Annotated in this window: 23 protein-coding genes, 1 tRNA gene and 2 pseudogenes; 14 read left to right on the top strand and 12 right to left on the bottom strand. The window is 60.0% G+C overall.

What is annotated here, in order from left to right; all coding sequences use genetic code 11:
- The first annotated feature begins 89 nt into the window (after positions 1-89).
- The 3 genes and pseudogenes from N7E02_RS24345 to N7E02_RS24335 all read left to right on the top strand — a co-directional run bounded on the left by N7E02_RS24345 (position 90) and on the right by N7E02_RS24335 (position 3,554).
- Positions 90-428 carry a PilZ domain-containing protein gene (locus tag N7E02_RS24345; RefSeq protein ID WP_286580177.1) on the top strand — a complete coding sequence of 113 codons (339 nt, stop codon included), beginning with the start codon at positions 90-92 and terminating at the stop codon, positions 426-428.
- Positions 429-519: 91 nt separating this feature from the next.
- Positions 520-2,505: pseudogene (locus N7E02_RS24340) on the top strand (bifunctional 2',3'-cyclic-nucleotide 2'-phosphodiesterase/3'-nucleotidase).
- A gap of 260 nt (positions 2,506-2,765) precedes the next feature.
- Complete coding sequence (locus tag N7E02_RS24335) at positions 2,766-3,554, top strand: PhzF family protein (RefSeq protein ID WP_286580174.1); 789 nt, start codon at positions 2,766-2,768, stop codon at positions 3,552-3,554.
- Positions 3,555-3,561: 7 nt separating this feature from the next.
- Here N7E02_RS24335 and N7E02_RS24330 read toward each other — a convergent pair whose 3' ends face one another.
- Together N7E02_RS24330 and N7E02_RS24325 are read right to left on the bottom strand one after the other, a co-directional pair.
- Positions 3,562-4,122: a DUF2087 domain-containing protein gene (locus N7E02_RS24330; RefSeq protein ID WP_286580172.1), complete on the bottom strand. Its 561-nt coding sequence runs from the start codon at positions 4,120-4,122 to the stop codon at positions 3,562-3,564.
- A gap of 222 nt (positions 4,123-4,344) precedes the next feature.
- Positions 4,345-5,313 carry a LysR family transcriptional regulator gene (locus N7E02_RS24325; protein WP_286580171.1) on the bottom strand — a complete coding sequence of 323 codons (969 nt, stop codon included), beginning with the start codon at positions 5,311-5,313 and terminating at the stop codon, positions 4,345-4,347.
- A gap of 154 nt (positions 5,314-5,467) precedes the next feature.
- On the opposite strand from N7E02_RS24325, the gene N7E02_RS24320 reads away from it, so the two are divergent.
- Positions 5,468-6,085, top strand: a complete 618-nt coding sequence (locus N7E02_RS24320) for an FMN-dependent NADH-azoreductase (RefSeq protein WP_286580169.1) — start codon at positions 5,468-5,470, stop codon at positions 6,083-6,085.
- A gap of 22 nt (positions 6,086-6,107) precedes the next feature.
- On the opposite strand, the pseudogene N7E02_RS24315 reads toward N7E02_RS24320, so the two are convergent.
- The 6 genes and pseudogenes from N7E02_RS24315 to N7E02_RS24290 all read right to left on the bottom strand — a co-directional run bounded on the left by N7E02_RS24315 (position 6,108) and on the right by N7E02_RS24290 (position 12,171).
- Positions 6,108-7,389 (bottom strand): annotated as a pseudogene (locus N7E02_RS24315) (GGDEF domain-containing protein).
- 80 nt (positions 7,390-7,469) lie between these two features.
- A complete protein-coding gene (locus N7E02_RS24310) occupies positions 7,470-9,287 on the bottom strand; it encodes a putative bifunctional diguanylate cyclase/phosphodiesterase (RefSeq protein ID WP_286580167.1) in 1,818 nt (605 codons plus the stop codon).
- A 220-nt stretch (positions 9,288-9,507) separates the two neighbouring features.
- Positions 9,508-9,828 carry an HlyU family transcriptional regulator gene (locus tag N7E02_RS24305; protein ID WP_286580165.1) on the bottom strand — a complete coding sequence of 107 codons (321 nt, stop codon included), beginning with the start codon at positions 9,826-9,828 and terminating at the stop codon, positions 9,508-9,510.
- Between the two features lie 77 nt (positions 9,829-9,905).
- The gene (gene ilvA / locus N7E02_RS24300) at positions 9,906-11,156 is read right to left on the bottom strand and encodes a threonine ammonia-lyase (protein ID WP_286584016.1); all 1,251 of its coding nucleotides are present in this window, start codon (positions 11,154-11,156) and stop codon (positions 9,906-9,908) included.
- Between the two features lie 116 nt (positions 11,157-11,272).
- A complete protein-coding gene (locus N7E02_RS24295) occupies positions 11,273-11,914 on the bottom strand; it encodes an alpha/beta hydrolase (RefSeq protein ID WP_286584014.1) in 642 nt (213 codons plus the stop codon).
- On the bottom strand, positions 11,914-12,171 hold the full coding sequence (locus N7E02_RS24290) for an alpha/beta hydrolase-fold protein (protein WP_286580162.1): 258 nt from the start codon (positions 12,169-12,171) through the stop codon (positions 11,914-11,916). Before N7E02_RS24290 ends, N7E02_RS24295 begins: the two co-directional genes overlap by 1 nt.
- 150 nt (positions 12,172-12,321) lie before the next feature.
- Here N7E02_RS24290 and N7E02_RS24285 point away from each other — a divergent pair.
- Positions 12,322-12,406, top strand: a tRNA-Leu gene (locus N7E02_RS24285).
- 170 nt (positions 12,407-12,576) lie between these two features.
- Positions 12,577-12,897: a hypothetical protein gene (locus N7E02_RS24280; protein WP_286580160.1), complete on the top strand. Its 321-nt coding sequence runs from the start codon at positions 12,577-12,579 to the stop codon at positions 12,895-12,897.
- An 82-nt stretch (positions 12,898-12,979) separates the two neighbouring features.
- Here N7E02_RS24280 and wrbA read toward each other — a convergent pair whose 3' ends face one another.
- A complete protein-coding gene (gene wrbA / locus N7E02_RS24275) occupies positions 12,980-13,579 on the bottom strand; it encodes an NAD(P)H:quinone oxidoreductase type IV (protein ID WP_286580158.1) in 600 nt (199 codons plus the stop codon).
- 267 nt (positions 13,580-13,846) lie between these two features.
- Between wrbA and N7E02_RS24270 the strand changes: the two genes are divergently transcribed.
- The 4 genes from N7E02_RS24270 to N7E02_RS24255 all read left to right on the top strand — a co-directional run bounded on the left by N7E02_RS24270 (position 13,847) and on the right by N7E02_RS24255 (position 16,767).
- The gene (locus tag N7E02_RS24270; RefSeq protein ID WP_286584012.1) at positions 13,847-14,590 is read left to right on the top strand and encodes a competence/damage-inducible protein A; all 744 of its coding nucleotides are present in this window, start codon (positions 13,847-13,849) and stop codon (positions 14,588-14,590) included.
- Between the two features lie 90 nt (positions 14,591-14,680).
- Positions 14,681-15,520 carry a universal stress protein gene (locus N7E02_RS24265; protein WP_286580156.1) on the top strand — a complete coding sequence of 280 codons (840 nt, stop codon included), beginning with the start codon at positions 14,681-14,683 and terminating at the stop codon, positions 15,518-15,520.
- A gap of 116 nt (positions 15,521-15,636) precedes the next feature.
- A complete protein-coding gene (locus tag N7E02_RS24260) occupies positions 15,637-16,038 on the top strand; it encodes a hypothetical protein (protein ID WP_286580155.1) in 402 nt (133 codons plus the stop codon).
- Positions 16,039-16,092: 54 nt separating this feature from the next.
- Entirely contained in the window at positions 16,093-16,767 is a 675-nt protein-coding gene (locus N7E02_RS24255; RefSeq protein ID WP_286580153.1) for a serine hydrolase domain-containing protein, read from the top strand.
- Between the two features lie 17 nt (positions 16,768-16,784).
- On the opposite strand, the gene N7E02_RS24250 is transcribed toward N7E02_RS24255, so the two are convergent.
- The 3 genes from N7E02_RS24250 to N7E02_RS24240 all read right to left on the bottom strand — a co-directional run bounded on the left by N7E02_RS24250 (position 16,785) and on the right by N7E02_RS24240 (position 18,911).
- A complete protein-coding gene (locus N7E02_RS24250; RefSeq protein WP_286580152.1) occupies positions 16,785-17,579 on the bottom strand; it encodes a GNAT family N-acetyltransferase in 795 nt (264 codons plus the stop codon).
- Between the two features lie 157 nt (positions 17,580-17,736).
- Positions 17,737-18,255, bottom strand: a complete 519-nt coding sequence (locus tag N7E02_RS24245) for a GNAT family N-acetyltransferase (protein WP_286580151.1) — start codon at positions 18,253-18,255, stop codon at positions 17,737-17,739.
- Between the two features lie 62 nt (positions 18,256-18,317).
- Positions 18,318-18,911 (bottom strand): sugar O-acetyltransferase, encoded by a 594-nt coding sequence (locus N7E02_RS24240; RefSeq protein WP_286580149.1) that lies wholly within the window; start codon positions 18,909-18,911, stop codon positions 18,318-18,320.
- A 156-nt stretch (positions 18,912-19,067) separates the two neighbouring features.
- Here N7E02_RS24240 and gpt point away from each other — a divergent pair, with 156 nt between their 5' ends.
- From gpt to N7E02_RS24220, 4 genes are all read left to right on the top strand, one after another.
- Positions 19,068-19,565 (top strand): xanthine phosphoribosyltransferase, encoded by a 498-nt coding sequence (gpt, locus tag N7E02_RS24235; protein ID WP_093000541.1) that lies wholly within the window; start codon positions 19,068-19,070, stop codon positions 19,563-19,565.
- Positions 19,566-20,307: 742 nt separating this feature from the next.
- Positions 20,308-24,156: a vitamin B12-dependent ribonucleotide reductase gene (locus N7E02_RS24230; protein ID WP_286580144.1), complete on the top strand. Its 3,849-nt coding sequence runs from the start codon at positions 20,308-20,310 to the stop codon at positions 24,154-24,156.
- 9 nt (positions 24,157-24,165) lie between these two features.
- Positions 24,166-25,134, top strand: coding sequence for a hypothetical protein (locus N7E02_RS24225; protein ID WP_286580142.1), 969 nt, complete (start codon positions 24,166-24,168; stop codon positions 25,132-25,134).
- 128 nt (positions 25,135-25,262) lie between these two features.
- Positions 25,263-25,541 (top strand): helix-turn-helix domain-containing protein, encoded by a 279-nt coding sequence (locus tag N7E02_RS24220; protein ID WP_286584011.1) that lies wholly within the window; start codon positions 25,263-25,265, stop codon positions 25,539-25,541.
- Positions 25,542-25,575: the final 34 nt, after the last annotated feature.

Raw genomic sequence — 25,575 nt, 5'->3', positions numbered from 1 at the left:
TCCGCATCGTTACAATTTTATGCGGCCAGCTAAACGCGCTTCAATGTCTGTCTGTTAGGAATGTGGCACAAGAACAAGGATCGCTTCTCATGCCGGCCAATAATCTCAAGATGAAGACCCGTTCGGCGCCACGCCGGAAGACACGCATTTTCGGTACGGTGAAATATTACAGTCAATCCGCCAAGGGGCGTGTCGTTGACCTTTCCGAAAGTGGGCTTGCGCTCGATCTCGGCAGCCCCTTCAATGCTGCGGCCGGCAGCCCGGTCCGTATCGAAAGCGACGAGCTCGGCGTGCTTGAAGGCACAGTGAAATGGTATCACAGCGGCCGCCTCGGGATCGCGTTTCGGCCGAACACCAATGCGGCAGCGCAGGTGGCTTCCTATTTCCGTTTCTTCCACCAGGACATCAAGCCGGTCCTGACACGCTGAGACCGATGATGTCTCCCCTGTCATTTAGGTGATGCATGCCCGTGCGAATGGGCCTAGTGTCGCGTTCATTCATGACAAAGAGGGAGATATCATGCCGTCCTCCAATCCATCCCTGACGATCTCGCGCCGCACCGTGCTCGGCGGCCTTGCCGCCTCTTCGGCTCTGGTGATGCTGCATCCGTTCGCGGCCCGCGCCCAGGCAAATCAGGCGCATCTCAGGATCATGGAAACGACGGATATCCACGTTCACGTCTTCCCCTACGATTATTACGCCGACAAGCCGAACGACACGCTCGGTCTTTCCCGCACGGCCTCGATCGTCGATGCGATCCGCGCCGAGGCCGGCAACTCGATGCTGGTCGACAATGGCGACTTCCTGCAGGGCAATCCGCTCGGCGACTATATCGCCTATGAGCGCGGCATGAAGGAAGGCGACAAACACCCGGTCATTACCGCCATGAACGTGCTCGGCTATGATGTCGGCACGCTCGGAAACCATGAGTTCAACTACGGCCTGGACTTCATGTTCAAGGTCCTCGGCGGCTCCGGCTTCCTTACGTTTGTGCCAACCTTACCAAAGGCATACTGGCATCCGATGCCAAACAGGATGAGCTTTTCTTCAAGCCCTATGTGATTCTTGAAAAGCAGATCCGCGACGGCTCAGGTGCGACAAGCCCGATCAAGGTCGGCTTCATCGGCTTCGTGCCGCCGCAGATCATGGTCTGGGACGCCAAGAACCTAGAGGGCAAGGCGCAGACCCGCGATATCGTCGATGCCGCCAAGGCCTGGGTTCCCGTGATGAAGGAGGAGGGGCGGACATCGTCATCGCGCTCTCCCATTCCGGCATCGACGGCTCCGGCCAGAGCGAGCGGATGGAAAACGCCTCTCTCTACCTCGCCGGCATCGAGGGTATCGACGCCGTGTTCACCGGCCACCAGCATCTCGTCTTCCCCGGCCCGAAGGATTTCGACGGCATTGCCGGCGCCGATGCCAAGAAGGGCAAGCTGATGGGCAAGCCCGCCGTCATGGCGGGCTTCTGGGGCTCCCATATGGGCCTGATCGACCTGCTTCTGGAAAAGGACGGCAACAGCTGGAAGATCGTCGATTCCACCTCGGAAGCGCGGCCGATCTACCATCGCGACGAGAACCGCAAGGTAGTTGCCGACGTCAAGGACAAGCCGGAAGTGCTGGCAGCCGTCAAGGCGGAGCACGAAGCTACCCTCGCCTATGTCCGCCGCCCGGTCGGCAAGACGTCGGCGCCGCTCTATTCCTATTTCGCCCTCGTCGCTGACGATCCGTCCGTCCAGATCGTCTCGAACGCACAGACCTGGTACATCAAGGACATGCTGAAGGACGGCGAGTACAAGGACTATCCGGTCCTGTCCGCCGCCGCCCCTTCAAGGCCGGCGGCCGCGGCGGCGCCGAATATTACACCGACGTGCCGACAGGCGACATCGCCATCAAGAACGTCGCCGATCTCTATCTCTACCCGAACACCGTCCAGGCCGTGCTGATCAACGGCGCGCAGGTGAAGAACTGGCTGGAAATGTCGGCCGGCATGTTCAACCATATAGAGGCCGGCGCCAAGGATGCGGCACTGCTCAACGACGGCTTCCCGTCCTACAATTACGACGTCATCGACGGCGTCACCTATCAGATCGACCTGTCGCAGCCGGCGCGCTTCGACAAGGACGGCAAGCTCGTCAATCCGGATTCGAACCGCATAACCGACTTGAAGTTCGACGGAAAAGCGATTGATCCTGAACAGAAATTCGTCGTCGCAACCAACAACTACCGCGCCGGTGGCGGCGGCAAGTTCCCGGACATTGCCGGCGACAAGGTGATCTTCGTGGCGCCCGACACCAACCGCGACGTCATCGTCCGCTACATCGTCGACCAGGGCACGATCAACCCGTCCGCCGACGACAACTGGTCGTTCAAGCCTCTGCCCGGCACGACGGCAATCTTCGAGACCGGCCCCAAGGCCCGCACCTTCGCCGCCGAGATCAAGGGCGCCAAGATCGAGGATGCCGGCGACGGCGAAAACGGTTTTGCGAAGTTCCGGCTGGTGCTGTGACGCTTCAACCTTCCTCATCCCTGTGCTTGTCACAGGGATCCAGCCAGCCCAAGTCCTTGGGCTGGAAAGGGTCTCTCGTCGCGCAGACGCGCGGCGGCTGGATTCCTGTGACATACCGTGGGCGAAGCCCTAGGGCACAGGAATGAGGGTATGATTGCCGCGGATTCCAACAGATACCTCTAAGTACTCTCCATTCACTGGATGAAGCTCCCCATGCCCACACTCCCTTCCAGCAGGTAGACGTCTTCTCTTCGCAGCCGATGCGCGGCAATCCGCTCGCCGTCGTCATCGGCGCGGACGCGTTGAGCGATGCAGAAATGCAGGCCTTCGCCAACTGGACCAATCTCAGCGAGACGACCTTCCTGCTCAAGCCGACCGATCCCAAGGCGCATTACCGGGTACGGATCTTCACGCCGACCCAGGAGCTGCCCTTTGCAGGTCACCCGACGCTCGGCAGCGCCCATGTCTGGCTGAGCCAGGCGGCAGACGCACCGGATGGCGAGATCGTGCAGGAATGCGGCGCGGGCCTCGTCCGCATCCGGCGCGACGGCCGCCGCCTCGCCTTCGCAGCCCCGCCGCTGAAGCGCTCCGGACCGGTCGATCCCGCACTGGTCGATCAGATCGCCCGCGGCATCGGCCTGCCGGTATCGATGATCAAGGCATCCAACTGGTGCGAGAACGGGCCGGACTGGATCGGCGTCCTGCTGCCCTCACGCGCGGACGTGCTCGCGGTCAAGCCGGACTATGCCATCCTCGACGGCTTGCGCGTCGGCCTCGTCGGCCCCTTCGATCCCAGGCAGGATGGCGAGGACGCGCAGTTCGAAGTGCGCGCCTTCACCCGCAACGGCTACGAGGACCCGGTCACCGGCAGCCTCAATGCCGGCCTCGCTCAGTGGCTGATCGGTGCAGGCGTGGCACCTGAACACTATGTGGCGGCGCAGGGCACGGCACTCGGCCGCGCGGGCCGGGTGCATGTCGACAAGATTGGCGACGACGTCTGGGTCGGCGGCGACGTGGCGACATGCATTTCCGGCACGCTGACGCTTTGACCGATCCTCAGGCCGCTTTCGCCCTGCCGGAACCGATCCGCCTCAGAAGCAAAGACAGTTCCGGCGGCGGCTTGCGCTCGATGCGGCGATAGTCGCTTCCGTCCCGATTGCGCGTCACAAGACCAAGATCGAAGAGATCGCGACGCAACAGCGCCGGATCCTCGAAGCCATGCAGGACGTTAAGGAATTCGCTGATCTCGCGCTCCGAGAAAGTCCGCCCGCGTGGGATCTTCGACCAGAGAAACCACAGGCACAGTTCCTGCTGCGAACGCTTGCCCGGCCAGCGAGTGATGCGACCGTCGCTATCGAAGACGCGTAGCGTATGCTGCACCCGCCGCTCGTCGGCCTGCGGCTCAGGTTCGGCGGTAACATGGAGATTGTCGATCACCTCCGCCGAGGCGTTCGATGCGCGAAAATGCTGGTAGTTGCGAAAACCGGCAGCGCGACTCAGGAGATTGAGCATTTCCAGATGGCTTGGTTTGTGGTCGAGCCTGTCGATCTGGGAACGGAGGGATTTGGCGAAGGCCGACATATCGGAAACGGCCATCGGGAAGATGGTTCTGGGCATGGCTTATCCTTCAAGCGTGCCGGTCCGTCTGGAATGTCGCTGGTCACCGTCTTGTCGACCTCGGCACAGGATAAGTGCTGAACTCTTTTCAAATGCAGGTTTAGCTTCCCAAAAGGGACGGCGACGCCTCGGTGAACTGCTGACCGTGGCGCGGTTATAGCAGAGCCGGAAAAGAGGTCAATTAGCGCGGTTTGCATGCTATCGTCGAGCCAGGAGAGTGCCCTATTCGGCCGCCACCGAGAACCGTTGCCCGGCCTCACCCTTCAATACCTTCTGCAGGTCGTCCTTGTTCGGGCAGGTGGATAGCTTTGCCGCAAAACTGTCGATCAGCCACTGGCCCGCCGGTCCCGGAGGATTGGCCGCCTTGCGCAGTGCATAGAGCGGGTACTCGCCCTGCTCGTAAGCCTCGAGATCGAGCGACACCAGATCGCCGTTGCGGATGTCGTCGCGCACCAGCGAGACCGGCAGCCCGCCCCAGCCGAGCCCGCCCTTGATCAGATGGTGCTTGGTGGCGATGTCGCTGACCCGCCACGTCTTGTAGGAGAGAACATTGAAATTGCGCCCGGCAGTGATGCCGGATGCATCCGTCACCACAAGCTGCGTCTCGTCGCGCACGTCGGCAAGCGTCAGCGGGCGGCCGAGCTTGACCAGCGGATGGTCGGGTGCTGCGACCGGCGTCATGAAGGCATGACCGATCTTTTCGGCAACGAGCAGATCGTCTTGCTTCAAAAGCGCGCCGCCGATGCCGATGCTCGCCTGATCGCTCAGCACCAGATCCATGACCTTGCCGAGTTCGCCGACATTGAGGCTGAGCGAGACGCTCGGGAACAGCTCGCGGAATTTCCTGAGTTCGCTCACCAGCGCGTCGGCCGGCACCATGACGCTGATCGCCAGCGAGATCTCGGCCTCCAGCCCCTGCCGGATGCTTTTTGCGCGCGAGCGCAGCACCTGCAGGTCGGCCACAAGGCGGCGGGCGTCCACCAGCATCGCCCTGCCCGCATCGGTCAGTTTCGGCTGGCGCGCGCCGCTGCGCTCGAAGAGCGGCACTTCCAGCTGCGCCTCGAGATTGCTGATCGTGTAGCTGACCACCGACTGCGCGCGATTGAGTGCGCGCGCTGCTGCCGAAAAGCTTCCGGTATCGGCCACCGCGATGAAGACCTGCAACTGATCGAGGGTCGGATTGGCATCCATGTCAGCTATCCAAATGTTCGATAGAAACCTTCGATATTATCCCCGTTTTATCGATGACGGTCCACTCCTATTTGTCAGTGCAGACGAGTCCTCCAGTCTCGCTGACCAACAACAAGGTCTGACCGACCTCCAGAGTAATCAAGGAATTGGCACCATGTCTTCCATCCTTCTCGTGACATCCAGCCCGCGCGGCGATGAATCGCTCTCCACCAGGATCGCTAACGAATTCGTCGATAAGTTGAAGGCGCAGGATCCGAATGCAACCGTCGTCAGCCACGACCTCGGCAAGAACCCGATCCCGCATCTCGACACCGTGACGACCGCTGCAATCCGCAAGCCGGCCGAAGCCCGCAATCCGGAAGAAGCCGCAGCTGCCGCAATGTCCGACCAGCTGACTGCCGAACTGCTCGCAGCCGACACGGTCGTGCTCGCAACCGGCCTCATCAACTTCAACATCTATTCGACGCTGAAGAGCTGGATCGACAATGTCGCCCGCGCCGGCCAGACCTTCCGCTACACCGCCGAAGGCCCGCAGGGTCTTGCCACCGGCAAGAAGGTCTATGTCGTCCTGTCGGCTGCCGGTATCTATTCGGAAGGCCCGGCCATGGGGATGAACCACGCCGTTCCCTACCTGAAGACCGTTCTCGGCTTCATGGGCATGACCGATGTCGAAGTGATCTATGTCGAAGGCACAGCCTTCGGTCCGGAAGCACTGGAAAAGGCAATCGCCTCTGCGCAGGAACGCACCCAGCAGCTCGCTGCAGCCGCCTAAGCCACGGCGAGCCCTTTAGCCGTCAGCCTGCAAGGCGGTCGGCACCGAACTTTCCAAAGCGGCCGTGGACACTGTCCCGGCCGCTGTTCTTTGCGTGGTAGAGCCGCTCGTCGGCACGGCCCAGCAGAACATCCAGCGTCCTGCCGTCCTCCGGCCCTGTCGCAACGCCGATCGAGACCGTCAGGCCGCGGTCGTCGGGGCGCAATACCTTGAGCGTGATATCCTGGCGCAATTGCTCGGCACGCTCGATGGCATCCTCATGGCTCATGCCACACATCAGCAGCACAAATTCCTCGCCGCCGAAGCGCGAGAGATGATCGCCAGCCCGGGCACCGCTTCCCAGGCACTCCGCAAGCTCCTTCAGCACTGTGTCGCCGCGCTGGTGACCGAACTGGTCGTTGATCTGCTTGAAGTGGTCGGCATCGATGATCAGCATGCTGACCGCCCTGCCCTTGCCAAGACATTCCCGGATCAGTTCCGGCGCATCCGCCTCGAAGCGTCCGCGATTGAACACGCCCGTCAGGCTATCGACGCCTGCCTTGGCGAGCAGCGCCTGATAGCGTTCGCGGAACGTCAGGTCGTTGAAGATGTCGCGGATTTCTCGGGTGTGATTGAACCATTTGGTGCTCTGGTCAAGCTTCAGATAGGCCCCGAACAGAACCGAATAGATCAGGACGGCCAGCATCTTCGCATACCAGCCGCCGAAGAGCACGGAGAGCGGCGCGTCGAGGAGAATGTGCAGGACGGTGTAAAAGGCAACCTGGTCGAAGGTCAGCACGACCGCGCCGCTGATAGCGAAGCGCAGCACGATATTGCGCTCCATAAAACGGCCAAGCCGCTCGTAGAGAAGAATGATGCCGATCGAGATCCAGGTAGAGGATCGACGTGCCCCAGACCATGAGCCAGCCCATCTCGTCGAGAAAACCCATGTCGGCCGCGCGGCCGCCCGGCAGTGCCACCGCAGCATGAGCCTGCAGGATCTGCGCAAGACCGACCGTCAGAAGATTGCCGAGAAAAAGACCGTAGATCGGCTGACGAACCGTTGCCGCGTCTTCCTTGAGATACAGCAGCAGGATCATCATCAGCTTGCCGGCGAAGAAGACGGACGACCCCGGCGAGACCGTCCCGAACGGCAACTGGACATAGAAGACCGCCGCCAGATAGGTCTCCATGAAATGCATGACGCCGAGCGCAGCCAGAAACACCCCGAGCCCGAGGGATCGGCGGAAATGCAGGAAGGCCGTCATTACCGAGAAGTAGACGACGGCCTCGACAAAGAACAGGCACAGGTTGAGCCACGGCATGGGCAGTCTTTCCAGACCATAAAACTGCATTTTTCTAGCGCCGCCAGCGTTAAGTTTCAGTCAAACTGGCGCAGCATGGTTTATGAATTGAACTTCACCAGCCTCGGCACCCTGCGGGCAGCGAAACCCGCATCCCGCATTTCCGGCCGGCGCTTCGGCATGTCCTTCAGACGCATGGCGACGTTCGGCTCGATGACGCGAGCGACCTCCGCCATCGGTTTCGGTCGTCCAAGCAGGTAGCCCTGCAGCTCGTGGCATCCTGCCTCGGCCAGAAACCTCGCCTCCTCAAGCGTCTCCACACCTTCCGCCACGATCTTCATGCCGAGACCGACACCGAGATCGATGATCGTCCTGACGATCATGCGTGCCTTATCGTCAACGCTGAGATTGCTGACAAAGCTGCGATCGATCTTGATCGTGTCGAACGGATAGCGGCTGAGATAGCTGAGCGATGAGTAGCCCGTGCCGAAATCATCGAGGGCAATGGCAACGCCCATAGCCTTCAGTTCGTTGAGGATCTGCACCGCCCGATGATCATCGTCGATCAACACGTTCTCTGTTATCTCGAGCTCCAGCCGTCGCGGATCGGCACCGGACGCGCGCAGGATTTCGCGCAGGCCAGCGACGAAATCCGTATGGCGGAATTGCAACGGACTGACATTGACGCTGATATGCCCGTCGATCTGCTTCAATTGCCGACAGGCTTCCGCAAGCACCCATTCCCCCAGGCGGATGATCTTGCCCGATGCCTCCGCGACGGGAATGAAGTCCGACGGGCTGATTATGCCGCGCTCGGGATGGTTCCAGCGCAACAAGGCTTCATAGCCGACGATACTGACGTCCTCGACCTTTACCCGCGGCTGCAGATGCAGTTCGAGTTGCCCGTGATTCAGCGCCTGCTCGAGATCGGCCTCCAGCATCCGCCGCTTTTCGATCAGATCGTTCATGCCCGTGCGAAAGACCCGAAACGCGTTGCGACCGGAATTCTTTGCGTCTGACAGCGCGACATCCGCGCATCCGACAAGCGCATCGATCTCTCCCGCATGATCGGGAAAGAGCGCCCCGCCCATGCTGATGGTGACGCTGACCTCTTCACCGTCGCCGATAGCGATCGGTGTTGCCATGACGGACAGCATGCGATTTCCGAACGCTTCCAGTTCCCGCTCCGAAGACACGCCATCGAGGATGACGGCGAACTCGTCGCCGCCGAGGCGTGCCACGATGTGATCGGGACCGGCAGCGGCCAGCAACCTTTCCGCCACGCACTGGATCAGGGTATCGCCCGCCTGGTGGCCGTGGATATCGTTGATGTCCTTGAAGCGGTCGAGGTCGAGCTTGAATATCCCGCAGCAGCGCCCGGTCTCGCGTTCACCGATGACGCTCGTCAGATTCTCGGTGAAGAGCACCCTGCTCGGCAAGCCGGTGAGAGGATCGTGCTGCGCCAGATAACGGATGCGGTTCTCAGCCTGTTTGCGCTCTCTCAGATCGACAAAGCAGCCGACGCGCGCCTTCTCGCCGCGAAAGACGATGTCTCGGCCACGAGCGGCGACCGGTATCTGTTCTCCGCCCGCCACGCGGATGAAGATCTCGTGGCTGCGATCATCGTTGCGTGTGATGATCTCGGATACTTTGATCGCCCGTCCATCAACGAGAAACTCGAAGATCGATCGCCCAACGAGATCGGAGAGCGGACGCCCCACAAGTCTTGCCAGTTCCTCATTGCCGTCAAGCACGATGCCGTTGCGATGAATGAGAATTGCCTCGAACGTCGCACTGGCAAGAGCCGCCAGACGCTCCGTTTCGCCGCCGAAGATGCCATGCCGCTTGGCGAAAACCGCTCTGCGGATGAAATGGATGGCCAGGCCGGCCAGCAGCACAAGGGCGCCGCCAACACACATCCATGCGACGTCCGAATATGACGAACGCTGCGCATAACCTTCTGCAAGGGCGACATTCGGCAGAATAATGGCTGCCAGCAACCAACAGACAACGCGCCTGAAATAACGCCGCTGTAATTTCATCAATACAGACCGCTGTACAAAATTGACAAATGTCCAGCGACGCTAGCCTGAAAGACTTAAAATTGAGTGAGTATCGTAACTTAGACGATTTCGCCGATCATGCCGTGCGGGAAGGCACGCCATCGGAGAACAGCGAGGGGCCGTTCTGGTCGATGATCTGCTCCGCCTTCCGCACCGTAAAATTTACCGCGTCGTCCATCGACGAAAACATATCGGCGCGGACAAAAGTCCTGACCAGAACCTGCCCGCCGACTTCCTTCTCGATACGGCCGGCCAGCCGGAACTGGCTGCCTTCGGGGATCGGCGCCGGATAGATCAGGCAGTCACCATAAGAAACCGGCTCGGCCTGAGATGCAGCCTTGGCCGGCTGCCCCTTGCCCGAGAAAAGCGAAAACAGAGATGAAAAAATCGATGCCATGGAATTTGCCTAGCATATTGGGTGAAGCGCCGGAAGCGCTTCACTGAAAAGCCGAGAGAGTTTCACCGCTCAACCGATCAGATGATCAGGTTCGCGAGGATCTCGTTTTCGGTTATATCCTCGTAGCCCAGTCCTGCAGCCTCGAAACGCTCGTGCAGGCCGGCGAAATTCTCCGACGCGGTGGTTTCGATGCCGATCAGGATCGAGCCGAAATTGCGCGCCGACTTCTTCAGATATTCGAAGCGGGCAATATCGTCGTCCGGACCGAGCAGGTTGAGGAAATCACGAAGGGCGCCCGGACGCTGCGGCAGGCGCAGGATGAAGTATTTCTTCAGGCCCGCGAAGCGCATCGCCCGTTCCTTGACGTCCGGAAGTCTCTCGAAGTCGAAATTGCCGCCGGAGACAACGCAGACGATCGTCTTACCCGCAATCTTCCCGGGTGGCAGCAGGTTGAGCGCGGTGATCGAAAGCGCCCCTGCCGGTTCCAGAACCACGCCCTCGACGTTGAGCATGTCTGTCATCGTCACGCAGATCGCGTTTTCCGGCACCAGCACTACCTGTTCCGGTGAGAACTTCTTCAAGGCTGCGAAATTGTGATCACCGATGCGCGCGACCGCAGCGCCGTCGACAAAATTGTCGACCTTCGGCAGCGCGATCACTTCGCCCGCCTCGAGGCTGCGTTTGAGGCTCGGCGCGCCGGTCGGCTCGGTGAAGACGAAGCTGTCGGCCGCCAGAACATCGTTGAAATAACCGGTAATGCCGGATGCGAGACCGCCGCCACCGACCGGCAGGATGACGAGATCCGGCCGCGTCCCCTCGGGAAGCTGCGCGCTGATTTCCGCCGCAACGGTCGCCTGGCCCTCGATGATGTCGCCATCGTCGAAAGGCGGCACCATGCTGCCGCCGGTCTCCTCCACATAGGCGCGGGCCGCGGCATAGCACTGGTCGAAAATGTCGCCGACCAGCTTGATGGTGATGAACTCGCCGCCGAAGGTGCGCGTCTTGTCGATCTTCTGCTGCGGCGTCGTCACCGGCATGAAGACCACGCCCTTGACCCCGAAATGCCGGCAGACGAAGGCGAAGCCCTGGGCATGATTGCCTGCCGAAGCGCAGACGAAGGTCTTGTCCTTGCCACCTGAAGCGATCGCCTTGCGCAGGAAGTTGAAGGCGCCGCGGATCTTGTAGGAGCGGACCGGCGACAAGTCCTCGCGCTTCAACCAGATCTCAGCGCCGTATTTGCGGCTCAGATGCTCGTTCAACTGCAGCGGCGTTTCCGGAAAAATCGTCCGGACCGCCGCCATGGCGTCCTCCACACCCGTTTTCGTCAGCATAGGCAATCCTGCATCGTAAAAGTTGCCCCGCTATGCCACAGGCGCAACGCGGACACCAAGCCAATTATCGCCAAATCGGTTCGGCAAGCGTCACGGACCGTCGGTCGATCCAATTACTGCCGAAAGACCTTGCCGATGAAGAGCGTCGCCTCTTCCAGCCCCGAACGCCAATAGGGCCAATCATGGCCACCTTCACGAGCCATGAACCGATGTTCGATGCCGAGCCTGGTCAGCTTCACATGCAATTCGGCATTGCCGACGAAGAAGTCGTCATAGGAGCCACAATCGATATAGAGATCGGTCTTGCGGATGGCCTCAGGCGGCACCTTGTCCACGAGGTCGAGCACACTGTTGGCATAATAGGCCTGGTTCAGCCGATTGCGCCCGGTCAGGCCCGGCCCCCAGGCCTTGCCATAGCGACGCTCATAGCCGGCCTGATCCATCTCGACCACCTGCTGGTCGGTGCGAAAGGCGGCACTCAGCGCCGCGGCGCCGGCAAACAGATCGGGGTATTTCATCGAATAGGCGACGGCGGCATAACCGCCCATCGACAGGCCGAGAACGGCTCGCGAACGCTTGCCGGGAATAACGGGAAACGTTTTTTCGATATGTGGCACCAGTTCTTCGACGAACATGTCCTGCCAGCGATATTTTCCATCGGCATCGTTCATGTAATAGGTGTTGAACTTGTCCTCTTCGTCACGCCGCCCCTCGGGCGTCACGGCGATGAATGGTGGCATTTTTCCCGCTTCGATCAGGCGGTCGAAGACCCGGTCGGCGCCACCATAGCGATACCAGTCCTGGTTCTTTCCACCCCTCCGCCATGCATCAGATAGATGACCGGATATTTCCGTTCATCACGACCATAGCCGGGCGGCAGGTAGACGGTGAACTCGACATTCTTCTTGAGGATCTGGCTCGACATGAACTGCCCTTCCTTGATGGTTCCCTCGGCGCGGGCAGCCGTGCCTACCACCAGGACCATCAGAAAAAACAATATGCGCTTGAACATCGGGACTTACCTCGTTGTCGATGGGCAGGACATAGGCCGCTCGCCGCTCCCTTCAACACGCTGACGTGGACAGGCGCCAACGCAAAATCCTGCTGCATCGATCACTTGGAGGCTTGCTTTTGTTCCCGACCCGTCGAGAAAGCCGGGTATGCGGACGTGGCGAAACTGGTAGACGCAAGGGACTTAAAATCCCTCGACCTCGGTCATGCGGGTTCGATCCCCGCCGTCCGCACCAAGGCGCTTGTGCGCATCGTCGCCGAAGCTCATCCAGCATGCGACCATCCGACATCTATCTCGCCGAAACAGATTTTGTTCCTGCTCCGCCATCACATTTTTTGTTCAATCTGATTTCGGAACAAAGGCATGGAAGCGTCTGTTTCCCTCTCGTAGCAAGGGAGAAGAGATATGAAGACGCTTATTGCAGCCACCACCCTTTCCGTCATGATGGCCGCCGGCGGTGCCATGGCCCAGACCTATGATGCCAACATTCCTGTCGGCACCCCCGGGAGCGACCCGAGCGTGATTACGCCGAGCACCAATCACAATTCGACGACGATGGATTACGATGCGTCGAGCAGCATGACGGTGGACACAACCACGACAGGCTCGATCAGCAATAATTCGATCAGCCCCAATTCCAACTGCAGCCCGGCGAATGCTGCGAACCCGGCGCCGTTGCCGACCGAATTGCAGACGCCTGCGGTGCAGTCGTGCAACCCGCGCTGATTCCAACCGCCTCCAGGCATTAACGGCAGAAGGGAGCAGCGGCGCTGCTCCCTTCTTCTATTGCTGTGACGGGTATTATCGATCAGGCGGAAAGCTTGGCTGCAAGCTTCGCGACATGCGCGCCCTGATATTTTGCCGCTTCCAGTTCGATCTCCGAAGGCTGGCGCGAGCCGTCGCCATCGGTGATGGTCGATGCGCCGTAGGGCGAGCCGCCTTTGACTGCCTCGACGCCCATCTGGCCCTGGAAGGCATAAGGAAGACCGGCAACCGCCATGCCTTGATGCAGGAATGTCGGGATGAAGCCGAGGATGGTTGATTCCTGGCCGCCATGCTGGGTGGCCGAAGACGTGAATACCGAACCGAGTTTGCCGACCAGCTTGCCGCCTGCCCAGAGGCCGCCGGTCTGATCCCAGAAATTGCGCATCTGCGAGGCGACCGTGCCGAAGCGGGTGCCGGCACCGACGATGATCGCATCATATTGTTCGAGCTCGTCCGGGGTCGCGATCGGCGCTTCCTGGTCAAGCTTGAAATAGGATGCCTTGGCAACGTCTTCCGGAACGAGTTCCGGCACGCGCTTGACGGTAACATCCGCACCGGCGGATTTCGCGCCTTCCGCGACGGCATAGGCCATCTTCTCGATGTGACCGTAGGCAGAATAATAAAGAACCAGAACCTTAGCCATGAAGTCTCTCCGTTTGATGTCAGGGCAGTCAAATCCGCAACCAGATGTATCAGTACCCTTGCCGGGATACAGCGCCCGGCTGAGCAACTCACTGTTCGCATTTTGACGACAGTTAGTCGCCGACGGTCACGAAAATATAACGTTCCTACATAGAGCGCTTCGTCGGAAGGAAAGATTGCCTCTTCCTGCCTTCGCATTTCAGGCGTAGGACGGATTACCCTGTCAGGAGGCCAGCCATGTCCGAGATCTTTGATCGTTACCGCCGCAATGCTCGCCATCGGCGACGAGCTTTTGTCGGGACGCACCAAAGACAAGAATATCGGCCACCTCGCCGACATGCTGACGCTTTCGGCCATCGACCTCAAGGAAGTGCGCATCGTCGCCGACGAAGAGGACGCGATCGTCGAGGCGCTCAACGCGCTTCGGGCGCGATACGACTATGTCTTCACCTCGGGCGGGATCGGCCCGACCCATGACGACATTACCGCGGACGCAATGTCGAAAGCATTCGGTGTGCCCTGCGTCTACGATCCGGCGGCAATGACGCTGCTTTCCGAGATGTACAAGCGGCGCGAGATGGAATTTACCCCTGCCCGGCAGCGCATGGCGCGCATGCCGGAAGGGGCCACGCACATTCCCAACCCGGTCTCGACGGCGCCGGGTTTCGTCATCGGCAATGTCCATGTCATGGCCGGCGTGCCGCAAGTCTTCCAGGCGATGGTCGACAACGTGCTGCCGACTTTGCGCAGCGGCGTGAAAATGCTGTCGCGGTCGGTCTCCTGCCCCTATGGCGAAGGCGATATCGGCACGCTGCTCGCCGATATCCAGAAGGCTCATCCGGATACCAGCATCGGCTCCTATCCGCGCTTCGACGGCAAGAAATTTTCCACCGAACTCGTCGTGCGCGCCCGCGATGCCGCGCCGCTCGATGCGGCCGCAGAAGCGGTCGAGGCGATGATCTCCGCACTTGATGCGGCCAAGGTCACTGCCAACCCGACAGCCGACGCCTGACGCATCGCCGGCAGTTGACCGGCATCAAATCGGCACCAGATTATTTCTGGATACTGGCTCACAATGAAGCCAGCCGATGAGGAGATTTCCATGTCCTACAAAACGGTTCTTGCCGTTCTCGACACCCAGCGCAATGCAATTCAGATCACCGATTTCGCCGTAGCGCTGGCCGAACAATTCTCTGCTCACCTCATCGGCGTGCATGCCGAAACGCTCGCCGCCATTCCCCTGATCGCGCCGATGGAGATCCCCGACCCCGCCGCCATCGAAATCCTGCAGGAAACCGCACAGAAGGAAACGGTCGCGATCGAGCAGATTTTTCGCCAGCGCACCACGAGCGAAGGCCTGTCGTCGGAATGGCGCAGCTACATGCTGGCAGCCGGTTATTCGTCAAGCTCGGTGCAGGAGACGGCGCGCGCCGTCGACCTGATCGTTGCTACCCAGAGCGATCCGACCCAGACCGATCACCGCGCAGATCTCGAAACCTTCCTCTTCGAAAGCGGAAGGCCGATGCTGCTCGTGCCTTATACGCTGAAGCAGCCGAAGCCGATCGAGCGCGTGCTGATCGCCTGGAACGGCTCGCGCGAGGCCGCCCGCGCCACCTTCGATGCCCTGCCATTCCTCAAACAGGCCCAATCGGTGGAAATCCTGGTCATCGATCCACCGGAACGCGGTGATCGGGCGCCGGAACTTGCCGGCGCCGAGATTGCCGAAGCGCTCTCGCGCCACGGTGTTTCGGTGACACTGACGACCCAGGACAGCGGTGGCGCTTCACCTGCGCAAGCGATCGAGACGCGCCTCGCCGACCAGAGCATCGATCTGCTCGTCATGGGCGGCTACGGCCATTCACGCTGGTGGGAAATGCTGTTCGGCGGTGTCACCCGCAGCCTGCTCGACAAGATGACGGCACTGACGCTTCTGTCGCGTTAGCGGTTCGTCGGGCCGACCGCCTGTATCCGCCAAGCGGTCGGCACGAACGGCCTGTTATTTTGGGCCGATGCCCGCCTGCTCGGAACATGGTATATAGGCACGGTCTGAACAGGATCGTGTCCCATGAACCGATCGGGCATGCTGATTGCGCTTATGCTGTTTACGTCTCCAGCCGCAGCGGCAGAAGATTGCGGCCTTCCCTGCCCGGCACGGAGACGGGCTATGTCGTCAAGTCCGAACCCGCCGCATCGGAAACGGCCTGCAGGCTCGTCCGACAGATCGAAAAGACCGGCCTCAACCCTCATGCCGTTCTCGTGCTGCGGCATGGAACACTCGTCTTCGAACATTATAGCGGCGGGCGAGACCAACCCTGGGGCAGTCCTGCCGGCACGTATCAATATGGCGTCGGCGATCTCCATGACGTGCGCTCGGTGAGCAAGAGTGTCGTGTCGCTGCTGATCGGGATCGCGCTTGATCGCGGACTGATCAAAGACCTGGACCAGTCCATGTTCGAGTAGCTGCCCGGTTACAAGGATCTCGTCACCGCCGACAGCCGGCAGATCTCGCTGCGCATGCTGCTGACCATGACGTCCGGCTTTCACACGAACGAACAACTGCCCTACACGCATCCCAGCAATACCGAGCGGCTGATGGCAATCTCTGTGGATCCTTACCGCTCCGTCCTGGAGCGGAGGCTTGTTGCGAAGCCCGGCACCCGTTGGGCTTACAGCGGCGGCGATACGATGCTGCTGAGCAAGATAGTGCAAAATGCCAGCGGCCAGACGCTGACTGCTTTTGCCGAGGACAATCTCTTCAAGCCGCTCGGTATCACCACCTATCGATGGATGGCGCTGAAAGCGAGCGGCGAGACCGCCGCCTATGGCGGTTTGAAGCTGAGACCGCGCGACATGGCCAAGCTCGGCCTGCTTGTGCTGCAGCAGGGCCGTTACGCCGACAAGCAGGTGGTCTCGCAGGATTGGATCAAGACATCTACTGCGCCGCAGCAGGATGCCTGGTTTCCCTATCGTTATGCGATGCACTGGTGGTTCAGCGATGCGACACCGAATACGCCTGGAAAACGGCCGATCATCATCGCCCTCGGCATCGGCGGCCAGCGTATCGTCGTGATACCCGATATGGATGCCGTCGTGGTGATCGCCGCGGGCATGTACGACGATCCCGACCAGTTGAAAAAAGTGGCCAGCCTTTTCACCGACATCATCCTTCCGGCGCTAGATCGCCTCTGAGGGAAAACGTAGCCAAGTCAACGCGTGAACCGCGCCGCATCGATCGGAGTGGCGATGCCGCAAACGAAGGCCGGATCATGGTGGAGGCCGCATGCCTCTACCATCTTTTGCGACGCCGTGTTGCCGGCTGAAACCAGTTCATAGATATGGCTGGCATAAAGCCGTTCGAAGACAGTCTTGATGATCAGGGCATTAACGTATTTGCCCAGCCCCTTGCCGCGTTCCACATCGGCAACCGCAACGAGGCCACCCCAGGCATAGCGATGGAAGCGGCTGAATGCATTATGCGGCAGGTAGCCGTGGGCGGTCGCCACCAGTCTCCCGTCCCCATTGCCGATGAGTGTCGTGGCAGCAGGCCCGACACTGCCGACCAGCATCGAGCCGGAAAAAGGCACGAGACCGGCAGCGGCCATGAAAGCCTGAACCTCTTCCGTCAGCCTTGCTTCCGGATCGGACGGCATCTCGCGTTCGGCCAGGCCGTCCGGCAGTCCGCCGCAAAGAATGGCCTGAGCCGCATCGAGCGCCGTCGCCTTGTCGGCGATGAAGACATTCCATGTGTCGAGCCTGCAGTTCCGGCGCGCCAGCTGCGCCTCGATCTCCCTGATCTGTCCCGCATCGACCAGCCGGAAGGCGCAAACGCCGTCACGGGCGATGAATTCGCCGATCCTGTCCCAGCCCAATATTTCCGGGTCATCGCAGCCCATCATCCGTCCTGCCTGACAGGCACCGGGCGTCGTCGCGATAAAGCGAGCCTCATCCTCTGCCGTTTTCTGAAGCGTCTTCTGTGCCTGCGTCCCGAAATAACCCGCCATCGTGCCCTCCCCAGGCAATGCGGCAGCTTAGCATCGGCTCATACGCACCCCAAAGACACCAAAAGGAGATACGCCCCCGTCAACACCTCGGGCCTGCCGGAAACGGCTTTGCCCATCCCGATGTGAGGACGGCAACGAGATAGTCACCGTTAAGGCATCACGCACCGCGCTCCGCAAATTCGAGAGCATAAAACTGCATGGGCATTTCCGATACCTCGGCCTGATGTGTCGCATTCATGCCGATCCGTTCCAGCACCCGTTTCGAGGCGTGGTTCTCAATATGGGCAAATCCGATGAACCTGTCCCAACGGCCGGTCGCCTCAAGCCAGTCACGCAGCGCTTCGGCGATCTCGGTCGCGTAGCCATTTCCCCAGTGTGCGGGCAAAAGCGAATATCCGATTTCGGGCTTTTCCGGCGCGAACAGAGAAAAACCGGCACGCCCGACAAAGGCGCCATCGCTTTTCCTGACCAGGCGCTGCTTGCCCAGCCCGTAATCGGCGTATTCTCTTGCCCATTCGCCAAGGCGACGCTCCGCCTTGGCGCGATCGTAGAATTCGCCTTTGGCGTCAAGGAACTGCATGACCGCCGCACTGCCATGCAGTTCCAGCAATTCGTCCATCCCACCGTCACCCCAGGTCTCCAGGCGGAGCCTCTCCGTCTTAAGAATAGTCGGCAATCCATGCTCCTTGATACTGGCAGCGCTATCGCGTTCGTTGGGCGGCGTGACGGATAATTCGCCTATTTCCTGCCGAAACTCTCGCGCCTGCCATCCTCCTCGGTGATCTCGCGGATGACACGGGCGGGATTGCCGGCAGCGACCACGTCCGGCGGAATGTCCCTCGTCACCACAGCGCCACCGCCGATGACGGCACCGTCGCCGATCGTCACGCCCGGCATGATCGAGACACCGCCCCCGATCCAGACATTGTTGCCGATCGTGATCGGCAACGCATATTCGAGGCCCGCATTGCGCCTTATGGCATCCAGCGGATGGCCGGCGGTATAGATGCCGACATTCGGCGCGATGAAGACATTGTCGCCGATCGTCACCTTCGCCCCGTCGAGGATGATCAGGTTGACGTTGGCGTAGAAATTGTCACCGATCTCGATGTTGAAGCCGTAGTCGCAGTAGACCGCGCCGTCGAAGACGAAATTTTTGCCGATCCGGCCCATCAGGCTGCGGATCAGGGCGGCCCGCTCCGTCCCCTCGTCGGGTGAAAGCCCGTTCAGTTTATGGAGGATACGTTTTGCGGCCATGCGCTTTTCCAGCACGGCGGGATCGTGGTTGGCGCCATACAGCAGGCCACGGGCGGCCTTTTCCAGTTCGTCCATCAAATGCTCCTCATGCGAATGCTGCCGATCCTTCGCAGAGGATTGCGGCCGGATGAGGCCATCCGGCAATCGGCGGCTAAGGCGCCTGCTTGCGCAGCGCCCCTCCTTCCCGCTATTAGCGAAAGTCAAAGACCCTCTCGTATCGGCGGCAAAACCATGTCTCTTCCAGAAAAAGCATTTCCCGTATCCTGGGACCAGTTCCACCGCGACACCCGCGCGCTGTCCTGGCGCCTGTCTGGCCTCGGCCAGGAATTCAAGGCGATCGTCTGCATCACCCGCGGCGGCCTCGTGCCGGCGGCGATCATTTCGCGCGAACTCAACATCCGCCTGATCGACACGGTCTGCATCGCCACGCGCCATGACTACGTCAACCAGGGCGACACGGTGCTGCTCAAGGGCATCTCGCCCGAACTGATGGAAAATGGCGGCGAAGGCGTTCTCGTCGTCGACGACCTTACCGATACCGGCAAGACGGCACTCGAGGTACGCGCCATGATGCCCAAGGCGCATTTCGCCTGCGTCTACGCAAAACCGTCCGGCGTCCCGACGATCGACACCTTCGTCACCGAAGTTTCCCAGGATACCTGGATCTACTTCCCCTGGGACATGGGCTTCACCTATCAGGAGCCGATCGCCAAGGGTCACAAGGGCTAGACACACAAGGTGTGGTAGGTGCATCCGAGCCCACCGCAGATCCCGAGTTGAGAAGCCCCGATTTCGCGCATGCCAGCCCTGCGCAATTTGCCGTCAATACCCGGCCCGTCATCCACAGGATGGCGGGCCGTTCTACATTTAGTGGCCGCTGTTACCCATATGTCTCAATATGGTATGGCGAAAAGCTGAAACCCGGCGTGAAAGCGGGCTTTTGCGGTGACCGATTTGCCGCCAAGATGCCACAATCGAAAATCGCAAGCCTCGCGCAAGCTTCAGCTTGATCCGCCAACCGATTGAGAATCCTAGACGTTTTTTATTCCCCGTTATCCACAGGCATGACCCACAATATCTTGTGGTTTAAAAAGTACTGCGAACTACGGCTTGACCGAATCGCTGCCCGGTCGCATGAATGAACCCATGTTGCGGCGGCGACTGGACCGGGAGTAACGAGGCCGGTTCTTTTTCGAGTTTGACGGAAACATTCAAGCGCAAGGCTGGTTTTGACCGACCACCAGGCGGCGGGTTTTCGTGCGCTCGAAAAACGTCTCCACCATGACGATTGGGCTGGCATAAAGATCCTGTTAATACTATATTTAGTGTTTGCAGCCACCATCCAGCACAAGATACAGATAGGCATCCAAGATGATTCTGGATGGAATTTTAGCCGGCTGCCCATGATGGCGAGCGGCCGCAGCGGACACGTGCGCCTATTTCGGCGACAAAGGATGAGGGACCAAAGGCAATGCGCATCGAACGTCGTTTCACCAAGCCTGAGACAGGCGCCTACGGAACAATCGAGTTCCGCAAGGCGACCAGCGAGATCCGCAATCCGGACGGTTCCATCGTGTTCCGCCTCGCCGATATCGACGTGCCGTCGCAGTTCTCCCAGGTCGCGACCGACGTTCTGGCGCAGAAGTATTTCCGCAAGGCCGGCGTTCCGAAGTTTTTGAAGAAGGTCGAGGAAAACGACGTTCCGTCCTTCCTGTGGCGCTCCGTCGCCGACGAGAAGGCTCTGAAGGACCTTCCGAAGGAAGAGCAGTACGGCCCCGAGACCGATGCCCGCCAGGTCTTCACGCGTCTTGCCGGCACCTGGACCTATTGGGGCTGGAAGGGTGGCTACTTCACGTCGGAAGACGATGCGGCCGCCTTCATGGACGAGCTGGCCTATATGCTTGCCACCCAGCGCGTTGCCCCGAACTCCCCTCAGTGGTTCAACACCGGCCTGCATTGGGCCTATGGCATCGATGGTCCCGGCCAGGGCCATTTCTATGTCGACCCCTTCACCGGCAAGCTGACCAAGTCCAAGTCGGCCTATGAGCATCCGCAGCCGCATGCCTGCTTCATCCAGTCCGTCGGCGACGACCTGGTCAACGAAGGCGGCATCATGGACCTGTGGGTCCGCGAAGCGCGTCTGTTCAAATACGGCTCCGGCACCGGCTCCAACTTCTCCCACCTGCGCGGCGAAGGCGAAAAGCTTTCCGGCGGCGGCCGCTCCTCCGGCCTCATGTCCTTCCTCAAGATCGGCGACCGTGCAGCGGGCGCCATCAAGTCGGGCGGCACGACCCGTCGTGCGGCCAAGATGGTCGTCGTCGATATCGACCATCCGGATATCGAGGAATACATCAACTGGAAGGTCAAGGAAGAGCAGAAGGTTGCTGCCCTCGTCACCGGTTCGAAGATCGTCGCCAAGCACCTGAAGGCGATCATGAAGGCCTGCGTCAACTGCGAAGGCGGCTCCTTTGAAAACGGGGGAGACGATTGCTTCGACCCGTTGAAGAACCCGGCCCTGAAGCGCGAAATCCGCGCTGCCAAGAAGGACCTCGTTCCGGAAAACTACGTCAAGCGCGTCATCCAGTTCGCCCAGCAGGGCTACAAAGATCTCGAGTTCAAGACCTATGACACCGACTGGGATTCGGAAGCCTATCTCACGGTTTCGGGCCAGAACTCCAACAACTCCGTCTCGCTGAAGGACGACTTCCTTCGCGCCGTCGAAAACGACGGCGAGTGGAACCTGACCGCCCGCAAGGACGGCAAGGTGATGAAGACGCTCAAGGCCAAGGACCTGTGGGAACAGATTTCCTATGCCGCATGGGCGTCGGCCGATCCGGGCATCCACTTCAACACGACGATGAACGACTGGCACACGTCGCCGGCCGGTGGCCCGATCCGCGGCTCCAACCCGTGCTCGGAATACATGTTCCTCGACGACACGGCCTGCAACCTCGCCTCGCTCAACCTTCTCCAGTTCAAGGACAAGGCAACGAAGAACATCGCGATCGCAGACTACGAACACGCCGTTCGCCTGTGGACCGTCGTTCTCGAAGTGTCGGTGATGATGGCGCAGTTCCCGTCGAAGGAAATCGCCGAACTCTCCTACCAGTACCGCACGCTCGGCCTCGGCTACGCCAACATCGGCGGTTTCCTCATGTCGTCGGGCATTCCCTACGACTCGAAGGAAGGCCGTGCGATCGCCGGCTCGCTGACCGCGATCATGACCGGTATCGCCTATGCGACGTCGGCTGAAATCGCCGGCGAACTCGGCCCGTTCCCGAACTTCGCACCGAACCGCGAAAGCATGCTGCGCGTCATGCGCAACCATCGCCGCGCCGCTTACGGCGAGACGACCGGCTACGAGCAGCTCTCCGTCGACCCGGTTCCGCTCTACCATTCGGAAAACCCGGACCAGACGCTTGCCACCCACGCCAAGGCTGCCTGGGACAAGGCGCTGGAACTCGGTGAAAAGCACGGCTACCGCAACGCCCAGACGACCGTTATCGCGCCGACCGGCACGATCGGCCTCGTCATGGACTGCGACACGACCGGCATCGAGCCCGATTTCGCACTGGTCAAGTTCAAGAAGCTCGCCGGTGGCGGCTACTTCAAGATCATCAACCGCGCCGTTCCGGATGCGCTGCGCTCGCTCGGCTATTCGGAAAGCCAGATCGCCGAGATCGAAGCTTACGCTGTCGGCCACGGCAACCTGAACCAGGCTCCCGGCATCAACTCGTCGACGCTTGCCGCCAAGGGCTTCCCGGCTGACAAGATCGAAGCCGTCAACGGTGCGCTGAAGTCGGCCTTCGACATCAAGTTCGTCTTCAACCAGTGGACGCTCGGTGCCGACTTCCTCAAGGAGACCCTCAAGGTCACCGACGAGCAGCTGTCGGACATGAGCTTCAACCTGCTTGAGCATGTCGGCTTCTCGAAGAAGGACATCGAAGCCGCCAACGTTCACGTCTGCGGTGCGATGACGCTCGAAGGCGCGCCTTTCTTGAAGGAAGAGCACCTCGCCGTCTTCGATTGCGCCAACCCCTGCGGCAAGATCGGCAAGCGTTACCTCTCGGTCGAAAGCCATATCCGCATGATGGCGGCTGCCCAGCCGTTCATCTCGGGTGCGATCTCCAAGACGATCAACATGCCGAACGAGGCGACCGTCGAGGATTGCGGCGCGGCCTACATGCTGTCCTGGAAACTGGCTCTCAAGGCCAACGCCCTCTACCGTGACGGCTCCAAGCTGTCGCAGCCGCTCAATGCCTCGCTTATCGACGAGGACGATGCGGAAGACGCGATCGAGGAACTGGTACAGGCTCCGACTGCCGCCCAGGCCGTGCAGATCACCGAAAAGATCGTCGAACGCGTCATCGAGCGCGTCACCCGCGAACGCGAAAAGCTGCCGAACCGCCGTCAGGGCTACACCCAGAAGGCCAATGTCGGCGGTCACAAGGTCTATCTGCGCACCGGCGAATTCGGTGACGGCCGCATCGGCGAGATCTTCATCGACATGCACAAGGAAGGCGCCGCCTTCCGTGCGATGATGAACAATTTTGCCATCGCCATCTCGCTCGGCCTCCAGTACGGCGTGCCGCTCGAAGAATATGTCGAGGCCTTCACCTTCACCAAGTTCGAGCCGGCCGGCATCGTCACCGGAAACGACGCGATCAAGAACGCCACGTCGATCCTCGACTACGTGTTCCGCGAACTCGCCGTCTCCTATCTCGGCCGCCACGACCTTGCCCATGTCGACACGTCCGACTTCGGCAACACCGCGCTCGGCAAGGGCATCCAGGAAGGCAAGACGCAGCTCGTCTCGACCGGCTGGACCCGCGGCTACAAGCCGACCCTGATCCAGGGCGGCGCGACCGCCGGCGGCTCTGATGCCCGTGGGGAAGCCAAGGGAGCAGCCACCGCCGCCCCTGCCCGCGCCTCTTCGGGCGCTACCGTCACCGCCTTTGCCGGTGCCGCCGCCCGCAAGCTGGAGCCGACGGTCGCCATCTCGACCTCGGAAGTCGTGTCCTTCAAGCGCGACTATGAAGAGCGCGCCAAGGAACTGGCCGAAGAGATCGCCGAAGAAGCCCTTGGCGAGGTCGCAAACGAAGAGCAGCAGGCCGCAACCGCCCTCTTTTCCGACAAGGCCGCAGCCGACGCCGCTGCCGCCAAGACGGAAGCCAAGAAGGTCGAAGCCGACCGCCGCATGAAGTCGATCATGCAGGGCTACACGGGCAACATGTGCTCCGAGTGCCAAAACTTCACGATGGTGAGGAATGGGACTTGCGAGAAGTGCGATACGTGCGGCGCGACGAGCGGTTGCAGCTGATTTTCACGAATGGATGCAGCTAAAGCTAAACTATCGATAAATGGTGTCCCGCAGGAGCTTGTTGCCTGCGGGACACTCAAATATTTGCCGGACAATATCTGCCACCATAGACGAATACCGTGCCGCCATCCGCTAGGAATTTACAACGTTTCAACCGGGAAGATATTTCGACAGATCGACTTGCTCTCCTCCCTTACAAAACGCTTCTTTAACGAAAGGTCGGCCCACATTAACGGGAAGCCAAGCGACTTCCTTTTAGAAGATATAACGGAGAGAATAGAACTTCTGCTGCATGCCGCAGCCGCACACGTCGATGATGTTGAAATGGTGTGCCGTACGCTGTTTAAGCATGATCGTGACTATGCCAAAAGTCCGAACGTACGTGTCCTCAAGAGAGAACTAAAACCCATTAGGGACAGGGTCTCCAGCTACACGAATTTTATCAAACACTCCCACAATGCTATCAGGATTTTCGAGTCCGAGCTGAAGTTGAATCAGGATTCGATATTATTTCCTGGTTTCTTTCTGGAGAGTTCCGACGGCGACCAACTGATGCCAAACCCGCTTTTCCATGGCAATGGCAATCCAGTTCTTTCTCTATCCACTCTGATATGGGAAGTTTTCTTCTTTGTAATAAAAACCTCTCACATTCTTAAAATATTCATCGAGGCAGAAACAAAAATCAACACACCGGAAGAAGACTTAAGCAAGACGACAGACTCTATAATTCTACAAATATCGGAAATTCCACTATATTATTTCGGAGAAGAACACCCTTTAATAGACAAGCCGCTTTTTTTGGAAATAAATGATGAGATTGACTATACACCGCTGGAAGGAGCACTCACCACTCCTTGGCAGCCGGACAGACTAGCGAAGTGTGAAATAGGATACTGGGCATATCGCTATCAAGGAGACGGCGTCACCCGCTCCATGGCCATCCAGTTACCAAGACAACTAAAGCTTTTTAACGTGTGATCGCCGCTAATAACTGAAATCAAACGGCTGAGAAGTTTTTGTAGATAGGCCGTAACAAGTCGCGCTTAGCGCGTACAAGAATGACAGTTCAGAATAAATTCGAAACCGACTGGCCCCGCCTCGACACCATGACCGACGAGGAAGCGGAAGCCAATGCGCTGGCCGATCCGGATAACCCGCCGATGACCGCCGAGCAGCTTCGCGCGGCACCGCGCATGCCGCGAGTGAAGGTCATCCGCCGCGCGCTTCGTCTCACCCAGGAAGAGTTTTCCGCCCGCTACAGGATCCCGCTCGGCACGCTGCGCGATTGGGAACAGGGGCGCTCCGAGCCGGATCAGCCGGCCCGCGCCTATCTCAAGGTCATCGCTGTCGACCCCGAAGGCACGGCCAAGGCGCTTGTGGCATAAGCTTTCCAGATCTCCTCTGAAAGCAGGATCAGCG

The sequence above is a fragment of the Terrirhizobium terrae genome (assembly GCF_030323265.1).
In the GTDB taxonomy this organism is placed as follows: Bacteria; Pseudomonadota; Alphaproteobacteria; order Rhizobiales; family Rhizobiaceae; genus Neorhizobium.
The sequence above is the reverse complement of the archived record's forward strand: the minus strand, read 5'-3'. Positions and strand labels throughout refer to the sequence as shown.

Coding starts and splice junctions, on each gene's coding strand:
- N7E02_RS24345 (WP_286580177.1), top strand. CDS start 90: ATGCCGGCCAATAATCTCAAGATGAAGACCCGTTCGGCGCCACGCCGG.
- N7E02_RS24335 (WP_286580174.1), top strand. CDS start 2,766: ATGCGCGGCAATCCGCTCGCCGTCGTCATCGGCGCGGACGCGTTGAGC.
- N7E02_RS24330 (WP_286580172.1), bottom strand. CDS start 4,122: ATGCCCAGAACCATCTTCCCGATGGCCGTTTCCGATATGTCGGCCTTC.
- N7E02_RS24325 (WP_286580171.1), bottom strand. CDS start 5,313: ATGGATGCCAATCCGACCCTCGATCAGTTGCAGGTCTTCATCGCGGTG.
- N7E02_RS24320 (WP_286580169.1), top strand. CDS start 5,468: ATGTCTTCCATCCTTCTCGTGACATCCAGCCCGCGCGGCGATGAATCG.
- N7E02_RS24310 (WP_286580167.1), bottom strand. CDS start 9,287: ATGTGTGTTGGCGGCGCCCTTGTGCTGCTGGCCGGCCTGGCCATCCAT.
- N7E02_RS24305 (WP_286580165.1), bottom strand. CDS start 9,828: ATGGCATCGATTTTTTCATCTCTGTTTTCGCTTTTCTCGGGCAAGGGG.
- N7E02_RS24290 (WP_286580162.1), bottom strand. CDS start 12,171: ATGTTCAAGCGCATATTGTTTTTTCTGATGGTCCTGGTGGTAGGCACG.
- N7E02_RS24280 (WP_286580160.1), top strand. CDS start 12,577: ATGAAGACGCTTATTGCAGCCACCACCCTTTCCGTCATGATGGCCGCC.
- wrbA (WP_286580158.1), bottom strand. CDS start 13,579: ATGGCTAAGGTTCTGGTTCTTTATTATTCTGCCTACGGTCACATCGAG.
- N7E02_RS24270 (WP_286584012.1), top strand. CDS start 13,847: ATGCTCGCCATCGGCGACGAGCTTTTGTCGGGACGCACCAAAGACAAG.
- N7E02_RS24265 (WP_286580156.1), top strand. CDS start 14,681: ATGTCCTACAAAACGGTTCTTGCCGTTCTCGACACCCAGCGCAATGCA.
- N7E02_RS24255 (WP_286580153.1), top strand. CDS start 16,093: ATGCTGCTGACCATGACGTCCGGCTTTCACACGAACGAACAACTGCCC.
- N7E02_RS24250 (WP_286580152.1), bottom strand. CDS start 17,579: ATGGCGGGTTATTTCGGGACGCAGGCACAGAAGACGCTTCAGAAAACG.
- N7E02_RS24240 (WP_286580149.1), bottom strand. CDS start 18,911: ATGGACGAACTGGAAAAGGCCGCCCGTGGCCTGCTGTATGGCGCCAAC.
- gpt (WP_093000541.1), top strand. CDS start 19,068: ATGTCTCTTCCAGAAAAAGCATTTCCCGTATCCTGGGACCAGTTCCAC.
- N7E02_RS24230 (WP_286580144.1), top strand. CDS start 20,308: ATGCGCATCGAACGTCGTTTCACCAAGCCTGAGACAGGCGCCTACGGA.
- N7E02_RS24225 (WP_286580142.1), top strand. CDS start 24,166: ATGGATGCAGCTAAAGCTAAACTATCGATAAATGGTGTCCCGCAGGAG.
- N7E02_RS24220 (WP_286584011.1), top strand. CDS start 25,263: ATGACCGACGAGGAAGCGGAAGCCAATGCGCTGGCCGATCCGGATAAC.